Origin of the sequence: Sphingomonas sp. LHG3443-2 (assembly GCF_049896405.1) — a bacterium.
Lineage (GTDB): Bacteria > Pseudomonadota > Alphaproteobacteria > Sphingomonadales > Sphingomonadaceae > Sphingomicrobium.
Genome location: NZ_JAFCUG010000001.1, coordinates 764,175 through 790,379, shown reverse-complemented (window position 1 = coordinate 790,379; position 26,205 = coordinate 764,175). Strand labels below are relative to the sequence as shown.

Sequence of the window (26,205 nt, the reverse complement as noted above, 5' to 3'; positions counted from 1 at the left end):
GCTGGAACGCTGGCTTCGCGCACCGCGGCCGGCACGGGCCCGGCATACCCGAGAACAGCTTCGCAGCCTTTCGCGCGGCTATCGCAGACGGCGCTGGGATCGAGTGCGACCTCAGGCTGAGCTGCGACGGCTTCGCCATGATCTTTCACGATTCGTCGCTCGATCGGATGTGCGGCCTGCCGGGCGAGACCGAGGCGACCAAGGCAGCAGCCTTGCTGGCGCTACCGCTTGCAGGCACCGACCAGCGCATTCCGTGGCTTGGCGCGCTGCTCGAGCTGGCGGGTGAGACGACGCCCCTGCTGCTCGAACTCAAGATCCGCGCAGGATCGCCGCCGCCGCCGATCGATCTTCTCTGCCGCACTGTTGCCCGTGACCTTGCCGAGCATCCGGGCCCGGTCGGCGTCATGAGCTTCGATCCGCGTGTCGGCGCCTGGTTTGCCCGACACGCGCCGGAGATCCCGCGCGGCCTGGTCATCGCCGATGCGACACCCGCCTGGCGCCGGTTCGCGTTGCTGGGTGTGGCTCGGCCAACCTTCCTTGCCGTGGAAACAAGGGCAGGGCCGCGCCCCTGGGTAGCGAAAGCGCGGCGGCGGTGGCCGGTTGCTTGCTGGACGGTTCGCGATTGCGAACAGAAGCAGGCCCTTTCCGATCGGGTCGACGCGCTTATCTGGGAAGGCGATGGCCGACCATGATCCTGTTGAAGCGCGTATTGCCGATTCGTTTGCCGCGGCAGACGCGCCGACATGGAACGGGCTGGCCGGAAGCGCTGACCCGTTCCTGAGCCACGCTTTCTTCGCCACGCTGGAAGAGTCGGACAGCATCGGCGAACATAGCGGCTGGACTCCCCTGCCTTTGCTGGTGAACCGCGCCGGCAAGACCCTCGGCGCTGCACCCGCGTTTCTGAAGACGCACAGCCAGGGTGAGTATGTGTTCGACCAGGGCTGGGCCGAAGCTTGGGCGCGTGCGGGCGGCGATTATTATCCTAAGCTCCAGATCGCCGTGCCGTTTACACCGGTCGTCGGCCGGCGGCTGCTTGGGGAAGAGCCCGAGCTGATCCTGGCGACGGCCGAGGCGGTGGTGCGGCAGAATGAGCTGTCCTCCGCGCACGTGACCTTCCTCACCGCTGAAGAAGCGGCGGCGGCAGAAGCGCGTGGTTGGCTGGTCCGCCACGGCGTGCAGTTCCATTGGCACAGCGCGGGCGAACGCAACTTCGACGGCTTTCTCGAACGGTGCAGCAGCCGCAAGCGCAAGGTCATCCGTAAGGAGCGGGCGGCCGCGCGAGAAGGTCTTACCTTCCGCCACCTGCGCGGGGCCGAGATCGGTGCCGCCGAGATGGACGCCATGTGGCTGTTCTATCAGGACACCGGCAGCCGCAAGTGGGGTCGCCCTTACCTCACCCGCGCCTTTTTCGAACTGGCGGTGGAGCGACTCGGCGACGACCTGCTGCTGTTCCTGGCGGAGAGGGAGGGGCGCCCGATCGCCGGCGCGCTCAACTGGGTTGGCACCGACACGCTTTACGGCCGCTATTGGGGCTGCAGCGAGGACGTGCCGTTCCTCCATTTCGAGCTTTGCTATTACCAGGCAATCGAGTGGGCGATCGCCCATGGTCGGGGTACCGTTCAGGCCGGTGCGCAGGGCGAGCACAAGCTTGCGCGGGGCTATGAGCCGGTGCTGACCTACAGCGCCCACTTCATCCCGCATGCCGGCTTCCGCTCGGCAGTGGCCGACTTCCTGCGTCAGGAGCGCGAGGCGGTCGCCTACGAACTGGAAGCGCTTCGGGCAGAGCTGCCCTTCCGCAAAGACTGAGAGCCAAAAAAAGGCCCGCCGGAGGATTCCGGCGAGCCCTTCTTGCCCCTCGCGCGAACGCGAGTGAGTGCCGTGCCTTAGCCCTGCAGCGGGCTGAGGTTCACGGCCGCATGCTTGCCGCGGCGGTCGACTTCGAGTTCGAACTCGAGGCGGTCGCCTTCGTTGAGGCTGGTCATGCCAGCGCGCTCAACGGCGGAGATGTGGACAAAGGCGTCCGGCTGTCCGTCGTCGCGCTGAATGAAGCCGAAGCCCTTCATCGCGTTGAAGAACTTGACGGTGCCCGAAGCCTTTTCGCCGGTCAGCTGACGCTGCGGCGCGCGCTCTTCGCGCTCCACCTTGAGCGGCTCACCCTCGATACGGATGTTGGTCGCCGAGATGCGGCCACCGCGGTCGACCAGCGTGAACTCGATCGGCTGACCGTCGGCCAGATCCGTGAGCCCGGCCTGTTCCACCGCCGAGATGTGCACGAACACGTCTTCGCCGCCGTCATCGCGGACCACGAAGCCGAAGCCCTTTTGCGGGTTGAAGAACTTGACGACGCCCTTGCCTTCGCCAACGACCTGCGGGGGCATGCCGCCACCGGCACCGCCGCCACCGCGGAAACCACCGCCGCCGCCGCCGAAGCGACCGCCGCCGCCGCCGCCACCGAAGCGATCGCCGCCACCACCGCCGCCGCCGAAGCCGCCGCCACCGCCGCCGCGATAACCGCCACCGCCACCGCTGCCGCCGCCGAAGCCACCGCCACCGCCACGATAACCGCCGCCGCCGCCGCCGAAGCGATCGCCGCCGCCGAAGCCGCCGCCGCCACCGAAGTCGCCGCCGCCGAAGCCGCCGCCACCAAAGTCACCGCCGCCGCCGAAATCACCCTTGCTGTCGCGTCCGCGACCACCGCGGTCGCCCTTACGCCCTCGATCGTAACCCATGCCCGTGCAAACTTCCTCGAACCCGATTCTCTTCAAACCAACGCGCTGGGCTCAACGGCGCAACCGGTCATGACATGCCTTGGGAGACATGACTCCGTGAACGACCCTACAGGAAAAAAGGTCATTGCTCTAGCCGTTTGTCTAGGCGCCCGCGTCATCACCGGTTAAGCGGGCCCAACGCACAGGGTCCGAGACATCTATGGCCATACATTTCCACGAAGAAGACCTGCCCAGCCAGTCGCTGTTCGGCCCTGGTCCGATCGCTGTCGACACGGAGGCGATGGGCCTTCACCCGGGCCGCGATCGGCTGTGCCTGGTGCAATTAAGCGACGGCAGCGGGGACGAGCACCTGGTCCGATTCTCGCCCGGCAGCGATTATGCCGCGCCCAACTTGAAGGCGCTGCTCGGCGATCCTAACCGCCTCAAGCTGTATCACTTCGCCCGTTTTGACGTGGCGATCATGCAATATTACCTCGGGATCAACGCGGCGCCGCTGTACTGCACCCGTACAGCGTCGCGGCTGGTGCGCACCTATACCGACCGCCATGGCTTGAAGGAGCTGGTCAAGGAGCTGCTTGGCACTGACATCAACAAGCAGCAGCAGACCAGCGACTGGGGCGGTCCCGAACTCAACGATGCGCAGCGCGATTATGCGGCCAGCGACGTTCGCTACCTTCATGCGCTCAAGGAAAAGCTCGACGAGCGGCTGCAGCGTGAAGGCCGTATGGGTCTGGCGCAGGCCTGCTTCGACTTCCTGCCCGCCCGTGCCGCGCTCGACAATGCCGGCTGGCCGGAAACGGACATCTTCGCCCACAGCTGATGAGCGAAGCCGCCAACCTCCAGCGCGAGCGGGCGCAAAGCTGGGCAGAGCCTGGCAGCCGGCACGACAAGCTGATCGGCACGCTCAAGGTCGCGTTGCCGGCCGCCGTGGGGGTCGTCGCGGCGGTGTTCCTGATGCTGCCCCTCACCGAAGATCAGGAAGTCAGCTTCATCCTCGACAAGAAGGATGTCGGGCGCGCGGAAGAGCGAATGAAGATTGAAGTCGCGCGCTACACCGGGACCGACAATGACGGGCAGCCCTTTGTGCTGAACGCCGAGCGTGCGATCCAGCAGACCAGCGACGTGCCAGTGGTCGACATCAGCGGCATTCGGGCGCGCTTGGGGCTGAGCCAGGGACCGGCAACCATTCAGGCACTGCGCGGACGCTATGATCTCGACCGCCACCAGGTGGCGGTGAGCGGTCCCGTACGGGTCAGCGGGCCGGAGGGCGAGCAGCTGGTCACGCGCGACGTGCTGATCGACCTCAAGACCCGGCAGGTCCGCAGCACCGGACAGGTGGGCGGCCGGATGCCCGTGGGCAGCTTCGACGCCGCAAGCCTCAACGCGGATCTCGGCACCAAACAGGTCGGCCTCACCGGCGGTGTCTCGGGTCAGCTCAAGCTCGGCACCTTTGCCGCGGGCCGGATGCGGGCCGATCTTAACAGCCGAGTCGTGGTGCTGGATGGCGGCGCGCGGTTGAAAATTGTGCCCGGCGCCGTCAGATGAGCCGCATGAGCAAGCTGAGAACCTTGAGCGTCGCTGTCGCGCTGGTCGCAACCACGGCCGGCGGCGTCGCGCTCGCCCAGACGCAAGGCGGACCGGTGTCTGCGCTGAAGGGTCACAACAGCAATGCGCCGATTGATGTGGCGAGCGACCGGATCGAGGTGCAGGACCGCGCCGATCGCGCCATCTTCGCCGGCAACGTCAAGGTTCGGCAGGCCGAACTGACACTTGATACCGAGCGGCTTACCCTTGCCTACACCAACGATGGCAAGCTCCAGATCGATCGACTCGACGCCAGCGGCGGTGTGGTGGTACGCAGCCCGTCCGAGACCGCGCGCGGTGACTTCGGCATCTATGACCTTAACCGCCGGCTGATCACCCTGATCGGCGCGGTGCGGCTGGAACGTGGCGATTCGCGGATCAGCGGGGGGCGCATGACCATCGATCTCGACAGCGGCCGGGCCGTGGTCGACGGCGGCCCGCGCGGCGTGGGCGAAAGTGGCGGCCGCGTCACCGGCCGCTTCACCGTGCCCCAGCGCACCGGCGGCTGAGCCTGTGAACGAAGTCAGCGCGATCCCCCTCGCCGCGGAGTCCGCGGAACCGGCGGTGATGCGCGGGCTCGAAGTTTGCAGCATCGCCAAGAGCTACGACAAGCGCCAGGTGCTGCGCGACGTCAGCCTGGAAGTGCATCGCGGCGAAGTGGTCGGCCTGCTCGGGCCCAATGGCGCGGGCAAGACGACCTGCTTCTATTCGGTGATGGGTCTGGTGAAGCCCGACCACGGCCGGATCATGATGGACGGCCGGGACATCACCCCGCTGCCCATGTACCGCCGCGCCATCCTCGGTCTCGGCTATTTGCCGCAAGAGACCAGCATCTTCCGTGGCTTGACGGTCGAGCAGAATATCATGGCGGTGCTCGAAGTCGCAGAGCCCGACAAGAACGCCCGCGCCGCGCGGCTCGAGCAGCTGCTTGGCGAGTTTGGGCTGACGGGCCTCCGCGCTTCCCCCGCCATGGCGCTGTCGGGCGGTGAACGCCGCCGCTGCGAGATTGCCCGCGCGCTGGCGGCCGACCCCAAGATCATGCTGCTCGACGAGCCGTTCGCAGGCATCGACCCGATCAGCATCAGCGACATCCGCGATCTCGTGAAGGACTTGAAGCAGCGCGACATCGGCGTGCTCATTACCGATCATAATGTCCGGGAAACGCTGGACATCGTTGACCGCGCCTGCATCATCTACGACGGGCAGGTGCTGTTCGCCGGAACGCCGGCAGCACTGGTTGCCGATCCTGACGTTCGCCGCCTGTACCTCGGCGAAAGTTTCGAACTCTAAGGGGCGTTGAGTAGCGGGCATGGGACTGGGACCGGGACTTCATCTCCGCGCTTCCCAGTCGCTGGTGATGAGCCAGCAGCTGAGCCAGGCGATCAAGCTGCTGCAGCTGACCAACCTGGAGGTCGAAGCCGCGATCGCCGAGGAACTGGCCCAAAACCCGCTCCTGGAGATGGGCGGCGACGGCGACGTCGTGGTGCGCGAGGACGTTGAGTTCGGCGAGGCGGCGGCGGATCCCAAGGGCGCGGACGAGCTTGGCGGCAAGGGCGACGAGGCGCTCGACAGCGACTGGCGCGAGGCGGCGGGGGAGACTGACGCGTCGTACGAGATTGGTGGCGGCGACGAGGACGGGTTCGACTTCGACCGGCTGGCTGCTTGCGAGACCGGGCTGTGCGAGCATCTGATGGCCCAGCTGCATGGCAGCGGGCGCGTGGCGGAGGCGATCGTTCATGAGCTGGAGGAGACCGGCTGGCTGACGGTGCCCCTCAGGGACATCGCCGAGGCGCTGGAGGTGCCGGTCAAGGAGATTGAGGCGGCTCTCAAGGTCGTGCAAGGCCTCGATCCGGCGGGCGTCGGCGCGCGGAACCTGGCGGAGTGCCTGGCGCTGCAGGCCAAGGCCGCCGACCGCTACGATCCCGCCATGGCGCGGTTGATCGCCAACCTCGACTTGCTCTCAAGGGGGCAGACCGCCGCCCTGAAGCGGATCTGCGGGGTCGACGACGAAGACCTCGCCGACATGATCGCCGAGCTTCGCGCCTACGATCCCAAGCCCGGCTGCCGCTTCGCCGCCGAGCCCCAGACCGCCGCCGAGCCCGACGTGCTCGTCCACCGCACCCGGACCGGCTTTGTGGTCGAACTCAATCCCGCGACCCTGCCCCGCGTGCTGGTCAACCGGCGCTACCACCAGGAGCTGAAGACCGCCGCCAAGGGCGACCGCAAGAGCCGCGCCTGGCTGTCAGAGCAATATCAGAGCGCCTCCTGGCTGGTCCGCGCGCTCGATCAGCGGGCGCGCACGATGGTCAAGATCACCAGCGCCATCGTCAGTGCGCAGGAGGGCTTCTTCCGCGACGGCGTGTCGGCGCTGCGGCCGCTCACAATGGGCAAGATCGCCGAAGCCGTCGAGATGCACGAAAGCACGGTCAGCCGGGTCGCGGCGGCCAAGAGCCTGCTGTGCGACCACGGGCTGTTCGAGCTGCGCTCCTTCTTCGCCAGCGGGGTCGCCGCCGACGATGGCGAGGGCGCCAGCGCCGACGCGGTCAAAGCCGCGATCCAGCGGCTTGTGGCGGTCGAGACCGAGGTGCTGAGCGACGACCAGCTGGTCGAGGCGCTCAAGGAGCAAGGCATGGTGCTGGCCCGCCGCACGGTCGCCAAATATCGCGAGGCGGTCGGGATCGGGTCGAGCGTCCAGCGGCGCCGGCAGCGAGCGATCCAGGGCAAGGCGGCCTAAGCCAAGCCCGCCAAGTTCTCGAAGTTCACATAGGGCGCGGGTCTGGCGGCCGGCGAAGTTCACAAAGGTCACATAGGGGCACTGTCCGGCGACGCTTGTCGAAGAGACAGCAACGGCTTGCCGACCACCTCCGCCAGAACGTTCAGCGCAAACCATATGGGTTTGGTAGGCGGCTGGTTCCTACATGGCAAGCGGCAGCCTACCAGCCGATCCGCGCCCACACCGGCAGGTGGTCGCTGGCAACCCGCGCAAGCTCGCTTCCGTGGACGCCGGCGGCTTCGACGGTGATGCCGTCCGATACAAACAGGCGGTCGAGCACCGCCATCGGCCGGCGGGCGTGGAAGCTCGGGCCCGGGGCGACGATGCGGTAGTCGGGCTCGAGATCGCGAAGACAGGCGGCGGTTGCGCGCCATTCGTTGGTGTCGCCCATCATCACCGTCGGCATGGCCTGCGGACGCGCCTTCACCGCCTCGCAGATGGCCTTGAGCTGGCGCCGACGCCACAGGCCGCTGAGGTCGAGGTGAAGGCCGACGACCCGGATCGGGCGATCGCGCACCAGCAGCTCGACCAGCACCGCGCCGCGCGGTTCAAGGGTCGGCAGTTCAAGCGCTACGACGTCGATGACCCCAACGCTCGGACGAACCAATATGGCGTTTCCGTGCCAGCCGATGTTGCGGGTGTCGACCTTGAGCCACTCGTCCACCCGGGCGCCCACCTTGGGCAGCCGGTCGAGGGCGCGGCGGTTCTTCACGCCGAGCGGAACGGGCAGCCAGTGGGCATGACCTTCCCACAATTCGTGTGGAACCGCCGATGCGCGGCCTCCGGTGCGGCGATCGGCCTCCTGCAAGGCGATGACGTCGGCCCCGACTTCTTCCAGCACGCGAAGGATGCGATCGGGATCACGGCGGCGGTCGAGACCGACCGCCTTGCGCATGTTGTAGGTCGCAAGGGTGAGGGTCGAACCGCTCATCTGGCTCTGCCGCTCTTCCATCGGACGGTGAACGCCTCCACTTGTGCCTTGCTCCGTCGTTGGTGGCGAAGAGCGTTGAAGGGAGCGGCCGCGCTGCGCAATCCATATTACGACGGAAGCCCTAGCGATCATTTCGACGGCCTGCGCTTCTTCAACCCGCCCGGTCCCGCGCGCGACAAGAGCCTGGCGGACGTGCTGCGCTGGCAACTGACCGGCAACAAGGCGCCGTGGGCAAAGAACGTGCCGGTCACGCCCGCACGACCCCAGCCACGCGTCGATGGCATCCACGTCACGATGGTCGGTCACGCGACGCTGCTGATCCAGATGCATGGCCTGAACGTGCTGACAGACCCTGTGTGGGCAGAGCGGGCGAGCCCCCTGTCCTTCGCCGGTCCCAAGCGGGTGACAGCGCCGGGCATCCGCTTTGCCGACCTGCCGCCGATCGACGTCGTGCTGTTATCCCACAATCATTACGATCATTGCGATGTCGGCACGCTGAAGCGGCTGGTGGCGGAGCACGACCCGCTGATCATCACGCCGCTGGGCAATGACCGGTTGGTGCGGGGAGCAGCAGCCAAGGCGCGGCTGGTCGCGGGCGACTGGGGCCACGAGGTGGCGCTTGGCGGCGGCGCAACCGTCACCATCGTCCCTGCCAACCACTGGTCCTCGCGCACCACCAGGGATCGGCGGATGGCGTTGTGGGGCGGCTTCATGCTGCGGAGCGGCGGGAGAATGCTCTACTTCGCCGGTGACACAGGGTTTGGCGAAGGGCGGATCTTTGCCGACCTGCGCAAGACCTTCGGTTCGGTCGATGTCGCGTTGATCCCGATCGGTGCTTACGCGCCGGAATGGTTCATGAAGGACCAGCATTGTAACCCGGAGGATGCCGTGCGTATCCTGCTCGCGCTGGAAGCCCGGCACGCGCTCGGCATCCATTGGGGCACGTTCCAGCTGACCGACGAGGCGCGTGAGGAGCCAACGGAGCGGCTGCGCGCAGAACTACGCCGCCGCGGCATCGACGAGCGACGGTTCGTCGCCGCCGTGCCGGGCGGCAGATACGATTTCTAAACGTCCAGGTTCGCCACGCTCAGCGCATTGTCCTGGATGAATTCGCGGCGGGGCTCGACGACTTCGCCCATGAGGCGGGAGAAGGTCTCGTCGGCGACGTCGGCCTGGCCGATCTCGACCCGGAGGAGCGAGCGGTTGGCGGGGTCGAGCGTGGTTTCCCACAATTGCTCGGCATTCATTTCGCCAAGGCCCTTGTAGCGCTGGATGCTAAGGCCCTTGCGGCCGGCGGCGAGCACGGTGTTGAGGAGCTCCGACGGACGGGTAATGTCGACGGGCTTGCCCTTGGTGTCGGCGGCGGCCTGTTCCAGTGCTTCTTCGCCTTCGCCCGGGCCAACGGTCGGCTCGGCCTCGGTTGCGGTGCCTTTGCGCAGGGTGCGCAGGATCGAGGGACGGGCGTAGGTGTCGCGCTGCTCGCCCGCCAGCGTGTGGAGCTTGCGGGCTTCGGCCGAGGCGATGAAGCTTGGCTCGACGATGGTGACGTCGGTCACGCCGCGCCACAGTCGGCGGAGGAGATAGCCGCCTTCGGTCGCAAGTTCGCCCGACCATTTGCCTTCGGCATCGCCCTGCTGGAGCCAGGCGGCGACTTTCTCGATTGCGGCTTGGCGGCCGGCTGACCCAAGCTCGGGATCGAGCGCGCCAGCGAGAGCGAGCGCTTCGAGCAGCGCCGGATCGTATTTCTTGGGCGCATATTTCAGCAGGGTGCGGATGCGGCGGGCGTGGTCGACCAACGCCTTCAAATCGGCGCCCTGACGCACTTCGCCGTCGCTTTCCATCTGCAGGCCTTCGAGCCCGGCATCGACGAGATAGTCGTCGAGCTGCGCGTCATCCTTGAGATAGACCTCGGACCGGCCTCGGGCGACCTTGTAGAGCGGCGGCTGGGCGATCAGCAGGTGGCCGGCCTCGATCAGCTCGGGCATCTGGCGATAAAAGAAGGTGAGCAGGAGCGTGCGGATGTGGGCGCCGTCGACGTCGGCGTCGGTCATGATCACGATCTTGTGATAGCGCAACTTGGCAAGGTTGAATTCCTCGCGGCCGATGCCGGTGCCGAGCGCCTGGATGATGGTCCCGATTTCTCGCGACGAGAGCATGCGGTCGAAGCGGGCGCGTTCGACGTTGAGCAGCTTACCGCGCAGCGGCAGGATCGCCTGGTTGTGGCGGTTGCGGCCCTGCTTGGCCGAACCACCGGCGGAGTCGCCCTCGACCAGGAACAGTTCGGAGAGGGCGGGGTCGCGTTCCTGGCAGTCGGCGAGCTTGCCGGGCAAGGAGGCGATGTCCATTACGCCCTTGCGGCGGGTGAGTTCACGCGCGCGCTTGGCCGCTTCGCGGGCGGCGGCGGCGTCGATGATCTTCTGAATGATGGCGCGCGCGTTGACCGGATTTTCCTCCAGCCATTCGCTCATCTTGTCGCTCATCAGCGCTTCCAGCGGCTGGCGCACTTCGGAGGAGACCAGCTTGTCCTTGGTCTGGCTCGAGAACTTGGGATCGGGCAATTTGACCGAGACGATGGCGGTAAGCCCCTCGCGCATGTCGTCGCCGGTGAGCGTGACCTTTTCCTTCTTCAGCATGCCGGACTTCTCGGCATAGCCGTTGACGGTGCGGGTCAGCGCGGCGCGGAAGGCGGCGAGGTGGGTACCGCCGTCGCGTTGGGGGATGTTGTTGGTGAACGGCAGGACGTTCTCGTAATAACTGTCGTTCCATTCCAGCGCGACGTCGATGCCGATGCCGTCGCGCACCGCCGAGATGGCGATGGGATCGGGGAATAGCGGGGTCTTGGCGCGGTCTAAATATTTGACGAAGGCGGCGATCCCGCCTTCGTAGAACAGCTCCACTTCCTTGCGCTCTTCGTGACGCGCATCGGCGAGGACGAGGCGGACACCCGAGTTGAGGAACGCGAGCTCGCGGTAGCGGTGCTCGAGCTTGTCGAAATCGAAATCCGTAATCTTGAAGGTGGCGGGGCTGGGCAGGAAGGTGACCTGCGTGCCCTTCTTGCCCTCTGGCGCGGGGCCGACGACCTTCAGCGGCGCGACGGCATCGCCGTGGGCAAAGCGCATGTAGTGCTCTTCGCCGTCGCGCCAGATGGTGAGGTCGAGGAATTCGCTGAGCGCGTTGACGACCGAGACGCCGACGCCGTGAAGGCCGCCGGACACCTTGTAGGCATTGTCGTCGCTGGTGTTCTCGAACTTACCGCCGGCGTGGAGCTGGGTCATGATGACCTCGGCCGCCGAGACGCCTTCCTCGGCATGGATGCCGGTCGGAATGCCGCGGCCATTGTCTTCGACCGTGACCGAGCCGTCGGGATTGAGCTGGATCAGGATGCGGTCGCAGTGGCCCGCGAGCGCTTCGTCGATGGCGTTGTCCGAAACCTCGAACACCATGTGGTGGAGGCCCGATCCGTCGTCGGTATCGCCGATGTACATGCCCGGCCGCTTGCGCACCGCGTCGAGGCCTTTCAGGACCTTGATGCTGTCGGCGCCGTAGGAGTTCTGGTTCGCTTCTTCTGCCATGGAAAACATATAGCGACTCAGGCACGCAAGTCACGTGCGCACGCGTGTACGCGGGGGCGCGCGACGCTTGACGCAGGTTGCTGCTGTGCGATGCTCCGCCTCTCGACAAAGGGGAGTCGTTTTCATGCGCCTGATGCTGCCTGCTGCCGCGTTCCTGCTGATCGCCGCGGCGCCTCCGCCGGCGCCGGTCGAGACGGTCACCGACGATTATTACGGCACCAAGGTCAGCGACGATTATCGCTGGATGGAAAGCGGCAAGGACCCGCGGTGGATGCCGTGGCTGAAGGCACAGGGCGATTATACGCGCTCGGTGATGGACGCGCTGCCGGGGCGCGCGGCGCTGCTCAAGGACTTGTCGGCGCGGAGCGGGGCGCTGGCGTCGGTCGGCACTGTGCAATGGGCCGGAAGCACCATGATCTATCGCGAGCGGCCGGTCGGGGCGGAAGACTTCCGGTTGATGGTACGCGGCGTCCACAAGGAACCGCGGGTGCTGTTCGATCCCGCGACCGCCAAGACGCCTGAGCCGATGGTGCTCGACGATTATGCCTTGTCGCCCGATGGCAAGACGGTCGCGGTGAGCATGAGCAAGCGTGGGACCGAGCGATCGGTAGTGCGCTTTATCGATGCGGCAACCGGCACCATCCGTCCGGGTGAGTTGAGCGATGCCGCGGCCGTCCGCTGGCTTCCGGGTTCCGACGGCATCACCTATCTCAAGTTCACCGGCGAGCATGGCACGCCGTCTTATTACGTTCGCAACCAGGCGCGGATGCTGAGCCTTGGCTCGGGCGAGGATCGCGCCATCCCGACCCGCGGGCTGCCGGGCGTTGCGGCCGCCGACGGGCAATGGACCATCGTCCTGCCCGAGCCGAGCAGCGACACCGCGATGCTGATGGTGCGCGACGGACGAAGCGAGGCGGCGCTGTACCGTGCGGCAGTCGCCGACGTTCGCGCCGGCAAGGAGAAGTGGCAGCGCATCGCAGACTTCGACGACAAGATCGTTGATTTCAGCATGGCCGGCGACCGCCTCTATCTCACCAGCAAGAAGACCAGTTCCAACGGCGAGGTCATGCTGGCGAGCGCTGCATCAGGCAACCTGGCAGCGGCGAAACCAATTCCGATCCCCGGCAATCCGGTGGTCGAAAGCATCATCGCGACCAAGACCGGCGTGCTGGTGCGGACGCTGGAAGGCGGGGTGTCGGGTCTGTGGTTCGTTCCCGCCGATGGGCCTGCGCGGCGGATCACCCTGCCGTTCGCAGGCACGATCAACTGGATCGAGGCCAATGGCGCCAGCGACGAAGCGCTGCTTGGGCTGGCCGGCTGGTTCGCGCCGTCCAAGCAATATCATCTCGCCACCAACGGCGACCTCCACGACATCACCATGACCCCGCCGGCGCCGTTCGACCTGGCCGGCTATGAGCAGATCCGGGCGACGGCGAAGGCCAAGGACGGCACTGCCATCCCCTACACCCTGCTGCGCAAGAAGGGGCTTGGCGCCGGGCCGCATCCGACCTTGCTCGATGCCTATGGTTCCTATGGCTATGCGATGTCGCCGCGGTTCCAGAGCGCGCTGCTGCCGTTCCTCGACCGCGGCGGCGTCTATGTCGCGGCGAACGTGCGCGGCGGGGGCGAGTTCGGGCGGGCTTGGCACGAGGCCGGCAAGGCCGACACCAAGGCGACGACCTGGCGCGATGCCATTGCAGTGGGTGAGAAGCTGGTCGCGGACGGCGTGACCACCAGCCCCAAGATGACGTTGCTCGGCACCTCGGCTGGCGGGGTGATGGTCGGCGGCGCGATCAACGAGCGGCCGGACCTGTTCGGCGGCGCAATCGCCAACGTCGGCTTCATGAACCCGATCCGCTATGTGTCGGAGCAGAACTTCGCCGACATCGAGGAATGGGGCGGGCCGATCACGAACGCGGCGACCTTCCGCACGATGTACAATCTCGACCCCTACGCCCACATCAAAAAGGGCGCGGCTTATCCGGCGACGCTGGTGGTGAGCGGGATCAACGATCCCCGTGCCGCGACCTTTCACAGCGCCAAATATGCGGCGAAGCTGGCAGCGAGCAGCAGCAGCGGCAAGCCGGTGCTGCTCAGGATCGATTTCGACGCCGGGCACGGCATCGGGTCGAGCCGGAGCCAACTCGACGCGCAATGGGCCGACATGCTGAGCTTCGTGCTGTGGCAGGCGGGGGCCGAGGGGTTCAGGCCCCAATAAAGACAAGGGCCGGGACCTCGTTGATGAGGTCCCGGCCCTTACCGGTTTGAAATCTAAGGAAGCGCGGGCTTAGCCGGCGCGGCGCTGACCGCCGTTGCCGCCACCGCCGCCGCCGCCACGACGACGCTGGCCGCCGCCGGGACGGCCGCCGCCGCCACCATTACCACCCTGACCGGCCGGACGCTGACCACCGCCGTGACGCTGGCCCTGCTGGCCGTGGCTGCTGCCGGCCGCTGCGGGCTGACGAGCGGGATTGCCGACCGGGCCGCGCCCACTTGCTCCTTGGCCGCCACCGGGCACGCCGCGCATCGAACGGCCGCCTTCACGCGGGCCGTTGCGATCCTCGGGCATGTCGCGGCGCGGGTCCTGACGCGGCAGGCCGAAACGCTGCGGATCACGGCTGTGGCCGCGCGCACCGCTTTCGTTGCGCTTGTTGCGCTGCTGCTGCTGCGGCTCGCGCTTGGGTTCGGGCTTGAGGCGCTTCAGTGCCTCGACCGCCTGCATGAAGCCCTGCGGGAGCGCTTCTTCGGTCAGGCGCTGACGGGTCAGCTTCTCGATGTCCTTGAGGAAGGCGCGCTCCTCGCGGTCGCAATAAGCGATGGCGATACCGTCCGCGCCGGCGCGCGCGGTGCGGCCGATGCGGTGGACGTACTGTTCCGGCACGTTCGGCAGGTCGTAGTTCACGACGTGGCTGACGCCCGGAATGTCGATCCCGCGCGCGGCGATGTCGGTCGCCACGAGGATCGGCACACTGCCGTCGCGGAAGGCTTCAAGGGCCTTTTCGCGCTGCGGCTGGCTCTTGTTGCCGTGAATCGCATTGGCCGCGACCCCGGCGGCGCCGAGCATCCGGACGATCTTGTCGGCGCCATGCTTGGTGCGGCTGAAGACGAGGGTCCGCTCGATGTCCTTGCCGTTCTGGAAGAACAGGGTGAGGAGCGCGGTCTTTTCCGCCTGGTTGACGAAGGTGACGCGCTGCTCGACCCGCTCGGCCGTCGTGGCGACCGGGGTCACCGCGACTTCGGCCGGGTTCTTGAGATATTCGTCGGCGAGTTGCTTGATCGACTTCGGCATGGTGGCCGAGAAGAACAGGGTCTGGCGCTTGGCCGGGATGATCTTCACGATCCGCTTCAGCGCATGGATGAAGCCGAGGTCGAGCATCTGGTCGGCTTCGTCGAGGACCAGGATCTCGAGCATCGAGAGGTTCACCGCGCGCTGGTCGACGAGGTCGAGCAGGCGGCCGGGGGTGGCGACCAGCACGTCGAGGCCGCGCGACACGGTGCGGACCGATTTCGCATTGGCGACACCGCCGAAGATCACGCCGACGGTGGTCTTGAGGCCGCTGCCATAGGCTTCGGCGCTGGCCGCGATCTGCGATGCGAGCTCACGCGTCGGGGCGAGCACCAGCATCCGGATCTGGCCGGGCTTGAGGAACGCCGGGCGATTGGCAGCGAGGCGCTGCAGCGACGGGGTCATGAACGCCGCGGTCTTGCCGGTACCGGTCTGGGCGATGCCAAGGAGGTCGCGGCCTTCCAGCACGTGGGGGATGGCCTGCGCCTGGATCGGCGAGGGCGTGGTGTAATTCTTGGCCGCAAGCGCGGCGAGCAGGGGCTTCGAGAGCCCGAGTTGTTCAAACGTCATTCTAGTCAATTCCAACATGATCGCGCCGGCGAGCGGACGGACCGCTGCCGGAGGGGTTTTTCTGAAGAACCCCGCGTGATGTGGAGAACTTGTGTGGGTGAACCGAGACGCGGGCCGGTGCCTAAAGGCTGCCGATCACGCCGCTTTGTGGCGTCTCGCTGAGGGCCATGTAGGCGAGGTGGGCCGATTTGTCCAGTTTCTAGGCGACGTGCACCATCGTTGCCTCGCCAACGCCGTCGAACAGGGCGGCTTCGGTGGCGGTCATCCACACCTGCCCGCGTCCTTCCAAGCGTCCGAACAAGGCGGCGCGGCGGCCTGGGTCGAGATGGGCGGCGACCTCGTCGAGAAGCAGGATCGGCGCGGCGCCGCGGCGGTGGGTGACCAGGGCCGCGTGGGCGAGAACGAGGCCGAGCAGCAGCGCCTTTTGCTCGCCCGTCGAGCAGCGCGCGGCGGGCTGTGCCTTGGCGGCGTGGGTGACGGCCAGATCCTGACGGTGGGGGCCCTCGGTAGCCCGGCCAGCCCCCGCATCGCGCCCACGATTGGCGCGGAGGCGAGCGGCGAGATCGGCGTGGGTCGGCTGGTCCAGCACGATGGCGGGCCGGGCGAACAGGTCCTCGGGCGTGGCCGCGAGTTGCTGGCCTAAGGCCTCGACGGTGCGAGCGCGGGCGGCGCCGAGCGCTTCGCCATGCTCGGCCATGCCGGCTTCAAGCGCGCTCAGCCATTCGGGATCAGCGCCCTCGGGCTCGGCCAGCAGCTTGTTGCGGGCGCGCATGGCGGCTTCGTAGCGCGAGGCATGGTGGGCATGGCCGGGCTCGAGCGCGAGCACCAGCCGGTCGAGGAAGCGGCGGCGGTCACCGGCTGGGCCGCTGAACAGGCGATCCATGGCCGGGGTCAGCCACAGCACCGCCAGCCATTCGGCAAGGCTGTTGACCGCGGCGGACGCGCTGTTGATGCGGACTATCCGGCGTTCGGGTGCGGTGGCGAGCGTGCCGGTGCCGAGCACCGTGCCATCGCCGAGCGCCGCGCTCACGCTCCACCCGCCCGGGCCGTTGCTGCGCGCCATCTCGCTCAAGGCGCTTCCGCGCAGGCCGCGGCCGGGGGCGAGCATCGAGACGGCTTCGAGGATATTGGTCTTGCCCGCGCCATTCGCGCCATGGAGGCAGACGAAGCCGGGACCGGGCGCGAGGTCGAGCGCGGGGTGATTGCGAAAGTCGGTCAAGGTTAGCCGGGCGAGCATCAGGCCGGCGACAGCGCCTTCGCCGGCGAGCCTTTTCGCGCCCAGCTGATCGCCCAAAAGATGAGTGCGATGCTGACCGGAATGTCGAGAAAGGTGGTGTAAAGCAGCCAGAAGTCGGTCGAGAAAGCCCAGGCGACGAGGCTGTTGCCGCCCGCCATGACGAGCCCGGTCAGGCCCATGCCGATGCTGAGCCGCTTGGGATCGATGTCGTCATAGGCCATGTAGCGATCGAGCCCGCACCCGAGCTTGCGGCCTTTCAGCACCAGCCCGTCGAACAGGAAGCAGGTCGCGCCGACCAGCCCGACGATGGTCGAGCGATGCTTGATCACCTCCTCATCCTCGAACAGGATCGCGAAGCCCGCGCTGACCAGCAGCATGAAGACGCCGAACAGCATCATGCCCCCGATGAGGTCGACCTTCACGAAGCGTTGCACGATGACCAGCCCGATACCGACCGCGGAACCGACCAGGGCGGCGGTTCTGAGGTCGGTCAGCTTGGCCACCAGGAAGAACAGCAGTCCGGTGGCGATGTCGACCAGGATCGGCACCTTGTTGCGCTTGAGCTTGCCGGGGGCGTAGCCGGCCGGGACGGCACCCGGTTGCTGAGTGGCGACCGTTCTAGCGAAGCGTTCGGGATAAGCGATGCGGCGGCCCGGGTGGCTTTCGTGGACCAATGTGCCATCGACCCGCACCGCGATGCCGACCGACCACCAGCTGATGTAACCGGCCACGACCTCCAGCCGGCGGCCGTCGGGCAGCGTTGCGGCGAGATGGTGGTTGCGGACGGCGTCGGGTCCGGCGATCGGCGTGAAGTCGGAGGCGACTTCCTCGTCTTCGACGATGAGCGTGCTGGTCACGCCGGTCATGCGCGCGTCGAACAGCAGCCAGCATTCATGCTCAACCCCGAGCGCAAAAGGCCGCTTGTAGAGCCACAGGCGGCGGCCGGGAGCGGCGGGGGCAACGGCGTCGGTCATCGTCACCGGCTTAAGCAGAGGCGCGCGCCCGTGGCCAGCCGCGCGGGTTGCAGCGGCGCGGCGGCCGCCGCACGGTGCCACCATGGGTGAAGCGACAGGGTCTGGGCAGGTGGACGGGCGGACTGGCGCGCAATGGCTGCTGTGCACCTTCGCCTTCTCACTCGCCTTCATGCAGCCGCCGCTGTTTGTCGGCGGCTACGCGCTGGTTGCTAGTGACCTGCTGTTTTCGCTGCTGGCCGGTGTGATCGCGCTGCTGGTGATCGCCGGACGGGTTCGGTTGGTCGGTGATCGCGCCTTCGTTTCCATCGCGCTCTACTTCGCGGCAATGCTCTTGTCGGTGGTGCTGGGCGACGGATCGGCGAGCCTGTCCAAACTGGCGACGCAGTTCGTCCTGTTCGCGATGCCGGTCGCCGCCTGCTGCCTGATCCGTGACGAGGCCGCGCTGCGCCGGGTAGTGCTGGCGTGGCTGGTGGGAACGGGCGCCGTGGTGCTGGTCGGGGTGGCGAGCCTGCTGCTGTTCGCGCTTGATCCCGCGCACCCGCTCCTAGAGTGGACGCGGTTCCAGTTCGGGACCTTGCCGCCGGGTCCGTATCCGCGGCTCCGGCTGACGTTCCTCAACGCCAATATGGCGTGCAATTACCTGACCGTTTCCTTCGCGCTGCTGCTGGCGGCGGGGCGGGTCGGCTGGCTTGGCCGGAGAGCGGCGTGGCTGCTGGGCGGCGGAATCGTGGTGGTAGCGACAACGACGATCTCGCCCGGGTTTGCCGGGTTCGCGCTGCTGAGCGGTTTGTGGCTGTGGATGCGTCAGCGCCAAACGCAGCCGGTGCTGGCGCGGCTAGTGCTCGTCGCAGGGCTGGGCGTTGCTGCGCTGTTCGTAGCGGCGATGGCGGTGACGCCGATCCTTCATCCCACCGCGCCTTATCTGATCCGGGTGCCGGGGACGGACCTCATCCTCTCGCCTTCGCCGCGGCTGATGATCTGGACAGAGGCAGCGGCAAACTTTCTCCAGCACCCTTTGATAGGGCGCGGCTATGGCGCGACGGCGGTGTCGGTCAGCTATCTCGATCCGTCAGGCCGGCTGCAGCAGCTGACCGACGCGCACAACATGTTCCTCAACCTCGCGGTGCAATGCGGCGTGGTCGGGCTCCTCGCCCTGCTCGCGCTGGTGGCCCACATGGTGCGACGGACGATGCCGCTGCGACTGACCAGCGACCCGGCCGGCATCGTCCGTGTGGCCGCCGGGCTCGGGCTGCTGAACGGGCTGGTCTACCAAGGGCTCGGCGGCTCGTTCGAGGACGCGCGGCACCTGTGGTTCCTGTTCGGGCTGCTGCTGGCGAGCAGCCGGATCGAGCAGCGTGCCCGCGCTGTCGTGGAAGGACGAGGAAGCGGCGGCCTTCGCCTCACTCCTCGGGGCCGAGGACCTCTTCCATGACCTTGCGGGTCGCGCTTTCGACCGCCGAATCTAGTTCGGGATCGGGCTCATTGGCATGGTCGACCTGCGCCTTGAGCAGTTTGGGCCGCACCTTGACCAGGGCCTGCCAGGCCGGCGTTTTCATGAAGCGCAACAAGGCCGCCTCCTGCATGTTCGTCAGCTGCACCTTCTTGGCTGCCTCCGCCTGCAGGCCGACGAGATGGCTGGTCTTCACTTTCTCGCTTTTCACCGCGTCCGCGAATTGATCGCTCTGGAGGCCGGTGGCGGCCGTTACCGACTGTTCGATGATCGAAAGACCCGCCGACGACTGAAAGAAGTCGGTGAGCTCCGTCAGGTGAGCAGGCGTCAGATCCGCGTGGAGGATCGCTGCCAGACGCCCGCGCAAGCGGTCTTCGCTGACGGGCGCGTGGGCAACCAAAGCGCCGCGGGTGGCCTTGAACAGTTTGTCGTTGAGGCCCGGATGCTCAGCTTCGAGTTCCTTGCTTCCTTCCGCCGCCGCGAACGCCGCCGGGGCATTGGCGTCGAATATTGCGATTTCGGCGTCGATCGCCTGCTGACGCGGCCGCATGGCATCGAGAAGGGCTATCGCTTCCCGCGACGGAGCCGCCTGCGCGGATACGACGACCGTGACACTCAGGCTTGCCGAAGCAGGCGATTGAACGCCCGCCACCGACAGCAGCAATGCCGCGAGCACGTCAGACGCGCATCGGCATGAGGACGTAAAGCGCGCTCGACTTGTCATTCTCGCGCAGCAGGGTCGGTGCCGCGGCGTCAGCGAGGTGGACTTCGACCGTGTCGCCGTCGATCTCGCCCAAGATGTCGAGGAGATAGCGGGCGTTGAACCCGATCTCGAGCCCGTCGGCGCTGTAGTCCGCCGCCAGTTCCTCGGTTGCAAGGCCGTTTTCGGGCGAGGTGACCGAGAGGGTCACGCGGTCGCGGTCGAGGCTGATCTTGACCGCGCGGGTCTTCTCGCTGGCGATGGTCGCGACGCGGTCGACGCCGGCCTTGAAGCTCGACGGATCGAGCTTCAGCAGCTTGTCGTTGGCAGTCGGAATGACCCGGTTGTAGTCGGGGAAGCTGCCGTCGATCAGCTTGCTGGTCAGCACCGCATGGCCGAGCACGAAGCGGATCTTGGTCGCCGACAGGGTGACTTCGACCGTGCCTTCGACCTCGTCGAGCAGCTTGCGCAGTTCGAGCACGCACTTCTTGGGTACGATGACGTCAGGCATGCCGTCGGCGCCGTCGGGCTTGGCGACGGTCACGCGGGCCAGGCGATGGCCGTCGGTGGCGGCGGCCTTCAGCATGTCGTCGGCGACGTGGAGGAAGATGCCCATCAGATAATAGCGGGTCTCTTCCGAGCTGATCGCGAACTTGGTCTTGTCGATGATCTGGCGCAGCGTCGCGGCGGGCAGCTCGAAGCGGGTCGGAAGCTCGCCCTCTGCAATCACCGGGAAGTCGTCGCGCGGCAGCGTCGAGAGATTGAAGCGCGCGCGGCCGGCAACGACCTGCATCTTGCCGTCGGCGGCGGTCAGCTCGACCTGGCTGCCCTCCGGCAACTTGCGGACGATATCGAAGAAGGTGTGGGCCGACACGGTGGTCGCGCCGGCAGAGCCGACGCTGGCGGCGATGGTTTCATCGACCTGGAGATCGAGGTCGGTCGCCATCAGGCGCAGCGAGCCGTCTTCGCGCGCGTCGAGCAGGACGTTCGACAGGATCGGGATGGTGTTGCGGCGCTCCACCACCGACTGGACGTGGCTCAGGCTCTTGAGGAGGGTGGCCCGTTCGATCGTCGCCTTCATCGCTGCTGCTCAGTCCTTTTGCCCCGGAGCCGCCGGCCCCGCGCTCCGCAAAGGGAGACGCAGGACGCCCGGCGGCATCGTCTTTGTGGCATCGTTATAGCGGGGAGGCGAGGCGGTGGAAGGGGGATGCGGCCCCCTTGCAGACGAAATCGTCAGGCGTGCACGAGCTGCGTGAGAGTCTGGTGACGGAGCACGGTCAGTGCCTGCTGCGCGGCGGCGACTTCGGCGCCGAGATGGCGGAGCGCGCCAGCGAGCCGGCGGGGGTCGGCGCTCGGCGTGGACGCCAGGCACGCTTCGATCTCTCGCGCTGCATCGCTGACGAGCAACGCGCCGAGATTGGCGGCGGCGCCCTTGAGGCTGTGCGCTTCGGCAGCGGCGGCGGCAAGGTCGCGGTCGGCAATGGCCGCGCGGATGGCGGACGGGCGCTGGTCGAGTTCGGCGCCGAGCAGGACCAGCAGCTGATCGAGGCGAACGGGCCCGAGCATGCCGCGCAGCTCCGCCAGCGTGGCGCTGTCGAGCGGGCTGGTCGCCGGTTGCGGCGCGGGCGCCTGCGCGGGACAGTGTGGCGTGTGCCGGCGAAGCGCAATGTCCTCCAGCGTCGCGGCAAAGGCGGTGCCGTCGATCGGCTTGGTCAGCAGCCCGTCGAGGCCCGCTTCGTCGTACAGGGTCCAGTTGGCAGCGGCATCGGCGGTGAGCGCGATGATCGGTGCTCCGGCGGATGGCCCCGCCCCGGCGCGGATGCGGCGCGAGGCGGTGAGGCCGTCACAGCGCGGCATCTGCATATCCATGAGGATGAGGTCGAAGGCCTGCGCCGAGGCCGCCTGGACGGCAAGTTCGCCGTCGGCCGCGCAGATGACGCGGTGGCCGAGCCGCTTGCACAAGGCGGTGAAGAGGAGCTGGTTCACCGGATTGTCCTCGGCGAGGAGGATGGTGAGCGGCCGGGCGGTGGCGAGGTCGGCGGGATGCGCCGGTGCCGGCGCCGGTGCCGCGCCGGGCAGGGTCAGCGCGACAGTGAACGTCGTGCCGTGGTGCAGCCGCGACTGGACAAGGATGTTGCCGCCCATCGCGGTGACCAGGCGGCGGCTGATGGCGAGGCCAAGCCCGGTCCCGCCGCCGCGGGTGGCGTGAGCGCCCTGGACGAACGGTTCGAACAACCGCCGCCGCAGGTCCGGGGTGATCCCGACGCCTTGGTCGACGACCGACAGGCGCACCCGCTGGCAACCGCGCGGGGCGGGCTGCACCGCGCAGCGAAGCGTGACCTCGCCGCGGTCGCTGAACTTGATTGCGTTGCTGAGGAGGTTGCTCAGCACCTGACGAAGGCGCACTGCGTCGCCGCGCAGCCAGACCGTGCCGGGCGGCGGGCCATCCAGCTGGAGATCAAGGCCGCGTGCCGCCGCCGTCCGCTTGTACAGTCGAAGCGTGGTGAGCAGAGTGGCGCCAAGATCGAATGGCTCGCTGGCGATGGTGATGCAGCCGGCATCGACCTTGCTGAAGTCGAGGATGTCGTTCAGCACCGCCATCAGCACCTCGCCCGATTGGCGCAGCGTCTGGAGATACAGCGCCCGATCGGGAGCAGCGGGGTCGGCCTCGAGCAGCTCGATCATTCCGATGACGCCGGTCATGGGCGTGCGGATCTCATGGCTCATGGTAGCAAGGAACTGACTGCGGAAGCTGGCCGCCGCGCGGGCTTCCTCAAGGGCGGTGACGAGGCGCTGCTCGCCTTCCAGCTTGGCGGTGATGTCGCTGACTACCCCGAACAGGCTGGCCGAGCGACCGTCGCCGTGACGCTGCAAGCGAAGCTGAAGTGTGCGCTGGTCGCCGGCGCTTTCGAGGCGCACGGTGCATTCGGCCGGTGCCTGCGCGCGGCGGGTCTCGCCCACCGCCCTTACCAAGCGCCGACGGTCGAGCGGGTGGAAGAGGGCAAGCGCCTCGTCGACGCCAATCGTCAGGGCGGAAAGGCCGAGCATGGTTGCGGCTTCCGCCGAGAGAATGAGCTCGCGCCGGGCGGGATCGACTACCCAGTGACCGAGTGAGGCGAGCTCTTCGGCCATCACCAGCAGCCGGATGCTTTCGCGCAGCCGCGCGGCTTGTTCGGCGGCGAGCATTTCCGCGGTGCGGCGGGCGTGGATGTCCCGCAGCGTGGCGATCACCGGTAGCCCTTCAGACGCTTGGCCTTCCGAGGCGGGCACGAGGGGCCCGGCAAGCCGCATGTGGGCTTCGATCCAGCGGTCGTGGCCATGCGCGTGCCGCATCCGGAAGCACGTCACCGCGTCGCCGCTGTGGCGCGCGCGAAGAACGGCGGAAGCAAAGCGCCCACGGTCGGCTGGGTGGATGTGCCCCGTAAGTGCGCTTCCGTGCAGGGCGGTCGCAGGCAGGCCGAGCAAGCGTTCGGCCGCGCTCGACACGTAGTCGGCCTCACCGCTCGGTGTGAGCCGGAGGACGAGGTCGCCGCCATGATCGGCAAGCAGGCGATAATGTTCTTCGCTGGAGCGGAGCGCGGCGGCGGTGAGTGCCCGCTCGTGCCGCAAGGCGGACACCGGCAGGGTCAAGGCCACCGCCGTGGCGAGAAAGGCCTGGATCAGGAAGATCCGCATGTCCCCAGTGATCGACGGCTGATTGAGCGGCCCCATGCCCTGGAGGGTCAGTCCGACCGCAATGGCGCTTACCACCAGCACCAGCGTCGCGCAGCGCTGCAGCGGCAGGCGCAGGCCGGCGAGCATCAGGATCGGCGCGATCAGAAAGATGTAGGGCTCGTGGCCGGAGAAGACCCGCGCCGTGATCATGCCTGCCGTGACCAGCAGCAGGCTATATTCGACGAGGCTTCCTCGCACCCGCTCGGCCCGCGGCTGGGCGAGGGTCACCAGTAGGGGGGTTAGGATCAGAATGCCGAGGCAGTCGGCGACCAGCCAATGCGCCAGCGGTCCGGAGCTGGCCGCATCCGCCAATAATGCAACGGACACCCCGGCAAGAAAGGTGGAAACGACCGAGCCCAGGACGGCCAGCACCGCCAGCACACTGAGCCGCGCCGGCGTGTCGAGCGTGGCGGGCACCGGGTAGCGGCGGGCGAACAGCCCGGCGACCAGCGCGATTTCGGCAAGGTTGCAGGCCGCGAGCGCGACGGCGAGCGCCGGCATGTCGCCGGCAACCATCCCGGCCGCCGCGTTACCGAGCAAGGTCGCGGCCAGTATCGCCGACCAGCGGCCACGCTCCGTCCGCAGAAGCAAGGCGATAATCGCGGCATTGGCCAGCCAGACCGACGCCAGCCGCCCACCTTCGCGAGTGAGCTCGATACCTGCGAGCGCAAGAACGAACATGATCAAGGCGGCAAGCACGGGAAGCCCGGCCCGGTTCACGTCACGCGGCAACGCGCGCATGGCAATGGTCTCCAGCAATCCGGCGTTCGAAGGCTGCTTGGCGGGGGCCGCGACAGCCAGCGTGAACCGGTCCGATCTGGAGTGGGGCCGCTCGCCGCAGAGAGAAGCGAGGTCCGTTATCGAGCGATTAGGAGGGCTCTGTGACGGAAAAGCCAAACGGCGGCAGCGACTTGGATCAAGCTGCTGCCGGCATCTGGCTCCTCACACGATCAAGCTTCAGCCCGACGGGACGAGCACCGTGTCGATCTCGTGCACCACGCCGTTGCGGGCGGGCTGCTCGCTTCCGGTGATCCGCGCGCTCTGCCCGGCGGCATTGCTGACCCGGAACGCGGCACCCTCGCGCGTGATGGTCAACGGCTGCCCGGCCATGGTTGCGATGGTGGCCTTGCCCTTGCCGCTCTCCACCGCGCGGGTGAGATCGGCGGCGAGGATGGTGCCCGGCAGGATGTGGGCGCGAAGCAACGCCGTCAGCTTGGCTTTCTGGGCCGGCTGGTCGAGGTTATCGAGGCTGCCGGCGGGAAGCTTGTTCAGCGCCGCGTCGGTTGGCGCAAGAATGGTGTAGGGCGCTTTCCCCGACAGCACCTTCTCCATGCCCGCCGCCTTGATCAGCTGCGCCAGGCGGGGCGTTGCCCCGATCACCCCGGCGAGATCCTGCGACGGGGCGCCGGCCTGGGTCGAGAGATTGGTTTCCGCCTCTCCCGCCCCAGCGGCATTGTTGCCGCCATCCCCCTGCCCGCACGCGGCGAGCAGGAGGGCGGCAAGACTGGTCGCGACGACCCGGCGCATCAGACCAGGGTCTCCACGATCGCCTGGACGATCTGCGTGGTCGGGTCGACCTGGTAGATATTGCCGTCGTTGTAACGGTACCAATTGTCAGGGCTGTCGACATAGCGGTCCCGATATTCGTAGGGCACGTTGTAGACGTCGTAGCCTTGGGGCATCGGCTGGCCGACGCCGAACCCGCCTGCCAGCAGCGACACGATGCCTTCGATCAGGCCATTGCCGCTGTCGACCTGGTAGATAGCGCCGTCGCCGTAGCGATAATAATCGTCGCCATTGTCGGCATACCACGGCTGATACTGGACCGGCACGTTATAGTAGCCGAGGTAATCCTGCGGATAGGTGGCGCCGACGTAATATGCGCCGTTCCAGTCATCCGCGATCGGCCAATAAGCGTCGACATAGTTCCGGTCGCGCTCGACCCGGTACACGTAGCCATCGGCCGTTCGGTAGTAATAATCGTCATTGTCCGGATACCAGCTGCGATAGTCGATCGGTAGCAGGGCCGAACCGAGCGCCACTGGCAGCGCCGCGCCGACCAGCTTCTTGGCTTGGCCCGGCGGCAGACATCCGTTGCCCTTGGCCGCGAGCCCCGGGGGGCAGCCGTCGACGAGACCCGTGCTGCGGAACGTCGGGCTGGCGAAATAGGCCAGCTGGCGATCATTGTTGTAGACGTTGGTGGTGATCCGCTGCTCGCGCTGGAAGACGCGGCTGTCGACCTGATTGCGGCCGCCACGTTCCTGCACGATGCGCTGGTTCTTGCCGCCGCCGTTACCGCGGCCGACGTCGCCGCGCTCCACGCGGTTCGGTCCACGCTCCGCCCGCGCTTCGCGAACGGGACCGCGCTGCTTCATCTGCTGCTTTTCCGGACGCTGCGCCTGGCGTTCGACCCGGCGTTCGGGGCCGCGCATCTGCTGACCGCCGCTGCCGCGTGCTTCGCGCTGCTGGCCGCCGCCGCGCGCCTGCTTCTGGCCGCCGCCGTTGCCGCGCATCTGCGGACCGCCGCCGCCGCCTTTGGGCGCCTGCGCTGCGGGAGCGCCGCCGCCCCCCTTGCCGTTGCCGCCGCCGCCGCCCTTGCCGGGCTGCGCCAGGACAGGCGCGGTAAAGGCCAGCGCCGCGGCACCAGCCAAGATAAGGGTGTTTTTCATGAGCCTGAGCTCCTTT

The 26,205-nt window shown here is 67.5% G+C and carries 21 protein-coding genes; 10 read left to right on the top strand and 11 right to left on the bottom strand.

The annotated features are described in order from the left end of the window. Positions 1-44 precede the first annotated feature (44 nt). Together ACP69Z_RS03885 and ACP69Z_RS03880 are read left to right on the top strand one after the other, a co-directional pair. On the top strand, positions 45-692 hold the full coding sequence (locus ACP69Z_RS03885; protein ID WP_426268039.1) for a glycerophosphodiester phosphodiesterase family protein: 648 nt from the start codon (positions 45-47) through the stop codon (positions 690-692). Then, a complete protein-coding gene (locus ACP69Z_RS03880) occupies positions 679-1,806 on the top strand; it encodes a GNAT family N-acetyltransferase (protein WP_426266234.1) in 1,128 nt (375 codons plus the stop codon). Before ACP69Z_RS03885 ends, ACP69Z_RS03880 begins: the two co-directional genes overlap by 14 nt. Before the next feature lie 77 nt (positions 1,807-1,883). Here ACP69Z_RS03880 and ACP69Z_RS03875 read toward each other — a convergent pair whose 3' ends face one another. After that, positions 1,884-2,729, bottom strand: coding sequence for a cold-shock protein (locus ACP69Z_RS03875; RefSeq protein ID WP_426266233.1), 846 nt, complete (start codon positions 2,727-2,729; stop codon positions 1,884-1,886). A gap of 199 nt (positions 2,730-2,928) precedes the next feature. On the opposite strand from ACP69Z_RS03875, the gene ACP69Z_RS03870 reads away from it, so the two are divergent. Genes ACP69Z_RS03870 through rpoN form a run of 5 tightly spaced genes read left to right on the top strand, consistent with a single transcriptional unit; the run spans position 2,929 to position 7,047 of the window. Next, the gene (locus tag ACP69Z_RS03870) at positions 2,929-3,549 is read left to right on the top strand and encodes a ribonuclease D (RefSeq protein ID WP_426266232.1); all 621 of its coding nucleotides are present in this window, start codon (positions 2,929-2,931) and stop codon (positions 3,547-3,549) included. Continuing rightward, on the top strand, positions 3,549-4,274 hold the full coding sequence (gene lptC / locus ACP69Z_RS03865) for an LPS export ABC transporter periplasmic protein LptC (RefSeq protein WP_426266231.1): 726 nt from the start codon (positions 3,549-3,551) through the stop codon (positions 4,272-4,274). The genes ACP69Z_RS03870 and lptC overlap by 1 nt, the downstream gene beginning before the upstream one ends. A 5-nt stretch (positions 4,275-4,279) precedes the next feature. After that, the gene (locus ACP69Z_RS03860; RefSeq protein ID WP_426266230.1) at positions 4,280-4,822 is read left to right on the top strand and encodes an LptA/OstA family protein; all 543 of its coding nucleotides are present in this window, start codon (positions 4,280-4,282) and stop codon (positions 4,820-4,822) included. 58 nt (positions 4,823-4,880) lie between these two features. Then, on the top strand, positions 4,881-5,603 hold the full coding sequence (gene lptB, locus ACP69Z_RS03855; RefSeq protein WP_426268038.1) for an LPS export ABC transporter ATP-binding protein: 723 nt from the start codon (positions 4,881-4,883) through the stop codon (positions 5,601-5,603). Positions 5,604-5,622: 19 nt separating this feature from the next. Further along, positions 5,623-7,047 (top strand): RNA polymerase factor sigma-54, encoded by a 1,425-nt coding sequence (rpoN, locus tag ACP69Z_RS03850; RefSeq protein WP_426266229.1) that lies wholly within the window; start codon positions 5,623-5,625, stop codon positions 7,045-7,047. A gap of 199 nt (positions 7,048-7,246) precedes the next feature. Here rpoN and ACP69Z_RS03845 read toward each other — a convergent pair whose 3' ends face one another. Continuing rightward, positions 7,247-8,017: an endonuclease/exonuclease/phosphatase family protein gene (locus tag ACP69Z_RS03845; RefSeq protein ID WP_426266228.1), complete on the bottom strand. Its 771-nt coding sequence runs from the start codon at positions 8,015-8,017 to the stop codon at positions 7,247-7,249. Positions 8,018-8,092: 75 nt separating this feature from the next. Here ACP69Z_RS03845 and ACP69Z_RS03840 point away from each other — a divergent pair, with 75 nt between their 5' ends. Next, positions 8,093-9,085, top strand: coding sequence for an MBL fold metallo-hydrolase (locus ACP69Z_RS03840; protein WP_426266227.1), 993 nt, complete (start codon positions 8,093-8,095; stop codon positions 9,083-9,085). Here the strand turns inward: ACP69Z_RS03840 and gyrB are convergent. Further along, entirely contained in the window at positions 9,082-11,589 is a 2,508-nt protein-coding gene (gyrB, locus tag ACP69Z_RS03835; protein ID WP_426266226.1) for a DNA topoisomerase (ATP-hydrolyzing) subunit B, read from the bottom strand. The two genes, ACP69Z_RS03840 and gyrB, sit on opposite strands and share 4 nt — an antisense overlap. Before the next feature lie 124 nt (positions 11,590-11,713). Between gyrB and ACP69Z_RS03830 the strand changes: the two genes are divergently transcribed. Then, positions 11,714-13,807 (top strand): prolyl oligopeptidase family serine peptidase, encoded by a 2,094-nt coding sequence (locus ACP69Z_RS03830; RefSeq protein WP_426266225.1) that lies wholly within the window; start codon positions 11,714-11,716, stop codon positions 13,805-13,807. 69 nt (positions 13,808-13,876) lie between these two features. Here ACP69Z_RS03830 and ACP69Z_RS03825 read toward each other — a convergent pair whose 3' ends face one another. The 3 genes from ACP69Z_RS03825 to ACP69Z_RS03815 all read right to left on the bottom strand — a co-directional run bounded on the left by ACP69Z_RS03825 (position 13,877) and on the right by ACP69Z_RS03815 (position 17,656). Continuing rightward, entirely contained in the window at positions 13,877-15,445 is a 1,569-nt protein-coding gene (locus ACP69Z_RS03825; protein ID WP_426266224.1) for a DEAD/DEAH box helicase, read from the bottom strand. 199 nt (positions 15,446-15,644) lie between these two features. Next, positions 15,645-16,682 (bottom strand): DNA replication/repair protein RecF, encoded by a 1,038-nt coding sequence (gene recF, locus ACP69Z_RS03820; RefSeq protein ID WP_426268037.1) that lies wholly within the window; start codon positions 16,680-16,682, stop codon positions 15,645-15,647. Next, the gene (locus tag ACP69Z_RS03815; RefSeq protein ID WP_426266223.1) at positions 16,682-17,656 is read right to left on the bottom strand and encodes a septation protein IspZ; all 975 of its coding nucleotides are present in this window, start codon (positions 17,654-17,656) and stop codon (positions 16,682-16,684) included. Before ACP69Z_RS03815 ends, recF begins: the two co-directional genes overlap by 1 nt. A gap of 82 nt (positions 17,657-17,738) precedes the next feature. Between ACP69Z_RS03815 and ACP69Z_RS03810 the strand changes: the two genes are divergently transcribed. Beyond that, positions 17,739-19,088 (top strand): O-antigen ligase family protein, encoded by a 1,350-nt coding sequence (locus ACP69Z_RS03810; protein ID WP_426266222.1) that lies wholly within the window; start codon positions 17,739-17,741, stop codon positions 19,086-19,088. On the opposite strand, the gene ACP69Z_RS03805 is transcribed toward ACP69Z_RS03810, so the two are convergent. The 5 genes from ACP69Z_RS03805 to ACP69Z_RS03785 all read right to left on the bottom strand — a co-directional run bounded on the left by ACP69Z_RS03805 (position 19,057) and on the right by ACP69Z_RS03785 (position 26,189). Next, positions 19,057-19,770, bottom strand: coding sequence for a hypothetical protein (locus tag ACP69Z_RS03805; protein ID WP_426266221.1), 714 nt, complete (start codon positions 19,768-19,770; stop codon positions 19,057-19,059). The genes ACP69Z_RS03810 and ACP69Z_RS03805 overlap by 32 nt on opposite strands. A gap of 13 nt (positions 19,771-19,783) precedes the next feature. Further along, on the bottom strand, positions 19,784-20,887 hold the full coding sequence (dnaN, locus tag ACP69Z_RS03800; protein ID WP_426266220.1) for a DNA polymerase III subunit beta: 1,104 nt from the start codon (positions 20,885-20,887) through the stop codon (positions 19,784-19,786). Positions 20,888-21,039: 152 nt separating this feature from the next. Continuing rightward, complete coding sequence (locus ACP69Z_RS03795) at positions 21,040-24,279, bottom strand: MASE1 domain-containing protein (protein ID WP_426266219.1); 3,240 nt, start codon at positions 24,277-24,279, stop codon at positions 21,040-21,042. Positions 24,280-24,477: 198 nt separating this feature from the next. After that, positions 24,478-25,047, bottom strand: a complete 570-nt coding sequence (locus tag ACP69Z_RS03790) for a fasciclin domain-containing protein (RefSeq protein WP_426266218.1) — start codon at positions 25,045-25,047, stop codon at positions 24,478-24,480. Then, positions 25,047-26,189 carry a hypothetical protein gene (locus tag ACP69Z_RS03785; RefSeq protein ID WP_426266217.1) on the bottom strand — a complete coding sequence of 381 codons (1,143 nt, stop codon included), beginning with the start codon at positions 26,187-26,189 and terminating at the stop codon, positions 25,047-25,049. The genes ACP69Z_RS03790 and ACP69Z_RS03785 overlap by 1 nt, the downstream gene beginning before the upstream one ends. Positions 26,190-26,205 lie beyond the last annotated feature (16 nt).

Bases quoted from the DNA above. Each gene is read 5' to 3' on its own strand.
- ACP69Z_RS03880 (WP_426266234.1), top strand. From the start codon at position 679: ATGGCCGACCATGATCCTGTTGAAGCGCGTATTGCCGATTCGTTTGCC.
- ACP69Z_RS03875 (WP_426266233.1), bottom strand. From the start codon at position 2,729: ATGGGTTACGATCGAGGGCGTAAGGGCGACCGCGGTGGTCGCGGACGC.
- ACP69Z_RS03870 (WP_426266232.1), top strand. From the start codon at position 2,929: ATGGCCATACATTTCCACGAAGAAGACCTGCCCAGCCAGTCGCTGTTC.
- lptC (WP_426266231.1), top strand. From the start codon at position 3,549: ATGAGCGAAGCCGCCAACCTCCAGCGCGAGCGGGCGCAAAGCTGGGCA.
- ACP69Z_RS03860 (WP_426266230.1), top strand. From the start codon at position 4,280: ATGAGCAAGCTGAGAACCTTGAGCGTCGCTGTCGCGCTGGTCGCAACC.
- lptB (WP_426268038.1), top strand. From the start codon at position 4,881: ATGCGCGGGCTCGAAGTTTGCAGCATCGCCAAGAGCTACGACAAGCGC.
- rpoN (WP_426266229.1), top strand. From the start codon at position 5,623: ATGGGACTGGGACCGGGACTTCATCTCCGCGCTTCCCAGTCGCTGGTG.
- ACP69Z_RS03845 (WP_426266228.1), bottom strand. From the start codon at position 8,017: ATGAGCGGTTCGACCCTCACCCTTGCGACCTACAACATGCGCAAGGCG.
- gyrB (WP_426266226.1), bottom strand. From the start codon at position 11,589: ATGGCAGAAGAAGCGAACCAGAACTCCTACGGCGCCGACAGCATCAAG.
- ACP69Z_RS03830 (WP_426266225.1), top strand. From the start codon at position 11,714: ATGCGCCTGATGCTGCCTGCTGCCGCGTTCCTGCTGATCGCCGCGGCG.
- ACP69Z_RS03825 (WP_426266224.1), bottom strand. From the start codon at position 15,445: ATGACGTTTGAACAACTCGGGCTCTCGAAGCCCCTGCTCGCCGCGCTT.
- recF (WP_426268037.1), bottom strand. From the start codon at position 16,682: ATGCTCGCCCGGCTAACCTTGACCGACTTTCGCAATCACCCCGCGCTC.
- ACP69Z_RS03815 (WP_426266223.1), bottom strand. From the start codon at position 17,656: ATGACCGACGCCGTTGCCCCCGCCGCTCCCGGCCGCCGCCTGTGGCTC.
- ACP69Z_RS03810 (WP_426266222.1), top strand. From the start codon at position 17,739: ATGGGTGAAGCGACAGGGTCTGGGCAGGTGGACGGGCGGACTGGCGCG.
- dnaN (WP_426266220.1), bottom strand. From the start codon at position 20,887: ATGAAGGCGACGATCGAACGGGCCACCCTCCTCAAGAGCCTGAGCCAC.
- ACP69Z_RS03790 (WP_426266218.1), bottom strand. From the start codon at position 25,047: ATGCGCCGGGTCGTCGCGACCAGTCTTGCCGCCCTCCTGCTCGCCGCG.
- ACP69Z_RS03785 (WP_426266217.1), bottom strand. From the start codon at position 26,189: ATGAAAAACACCCTTATCTTGGCTGGTGCCGCGGCGCTGGCCTTTACC.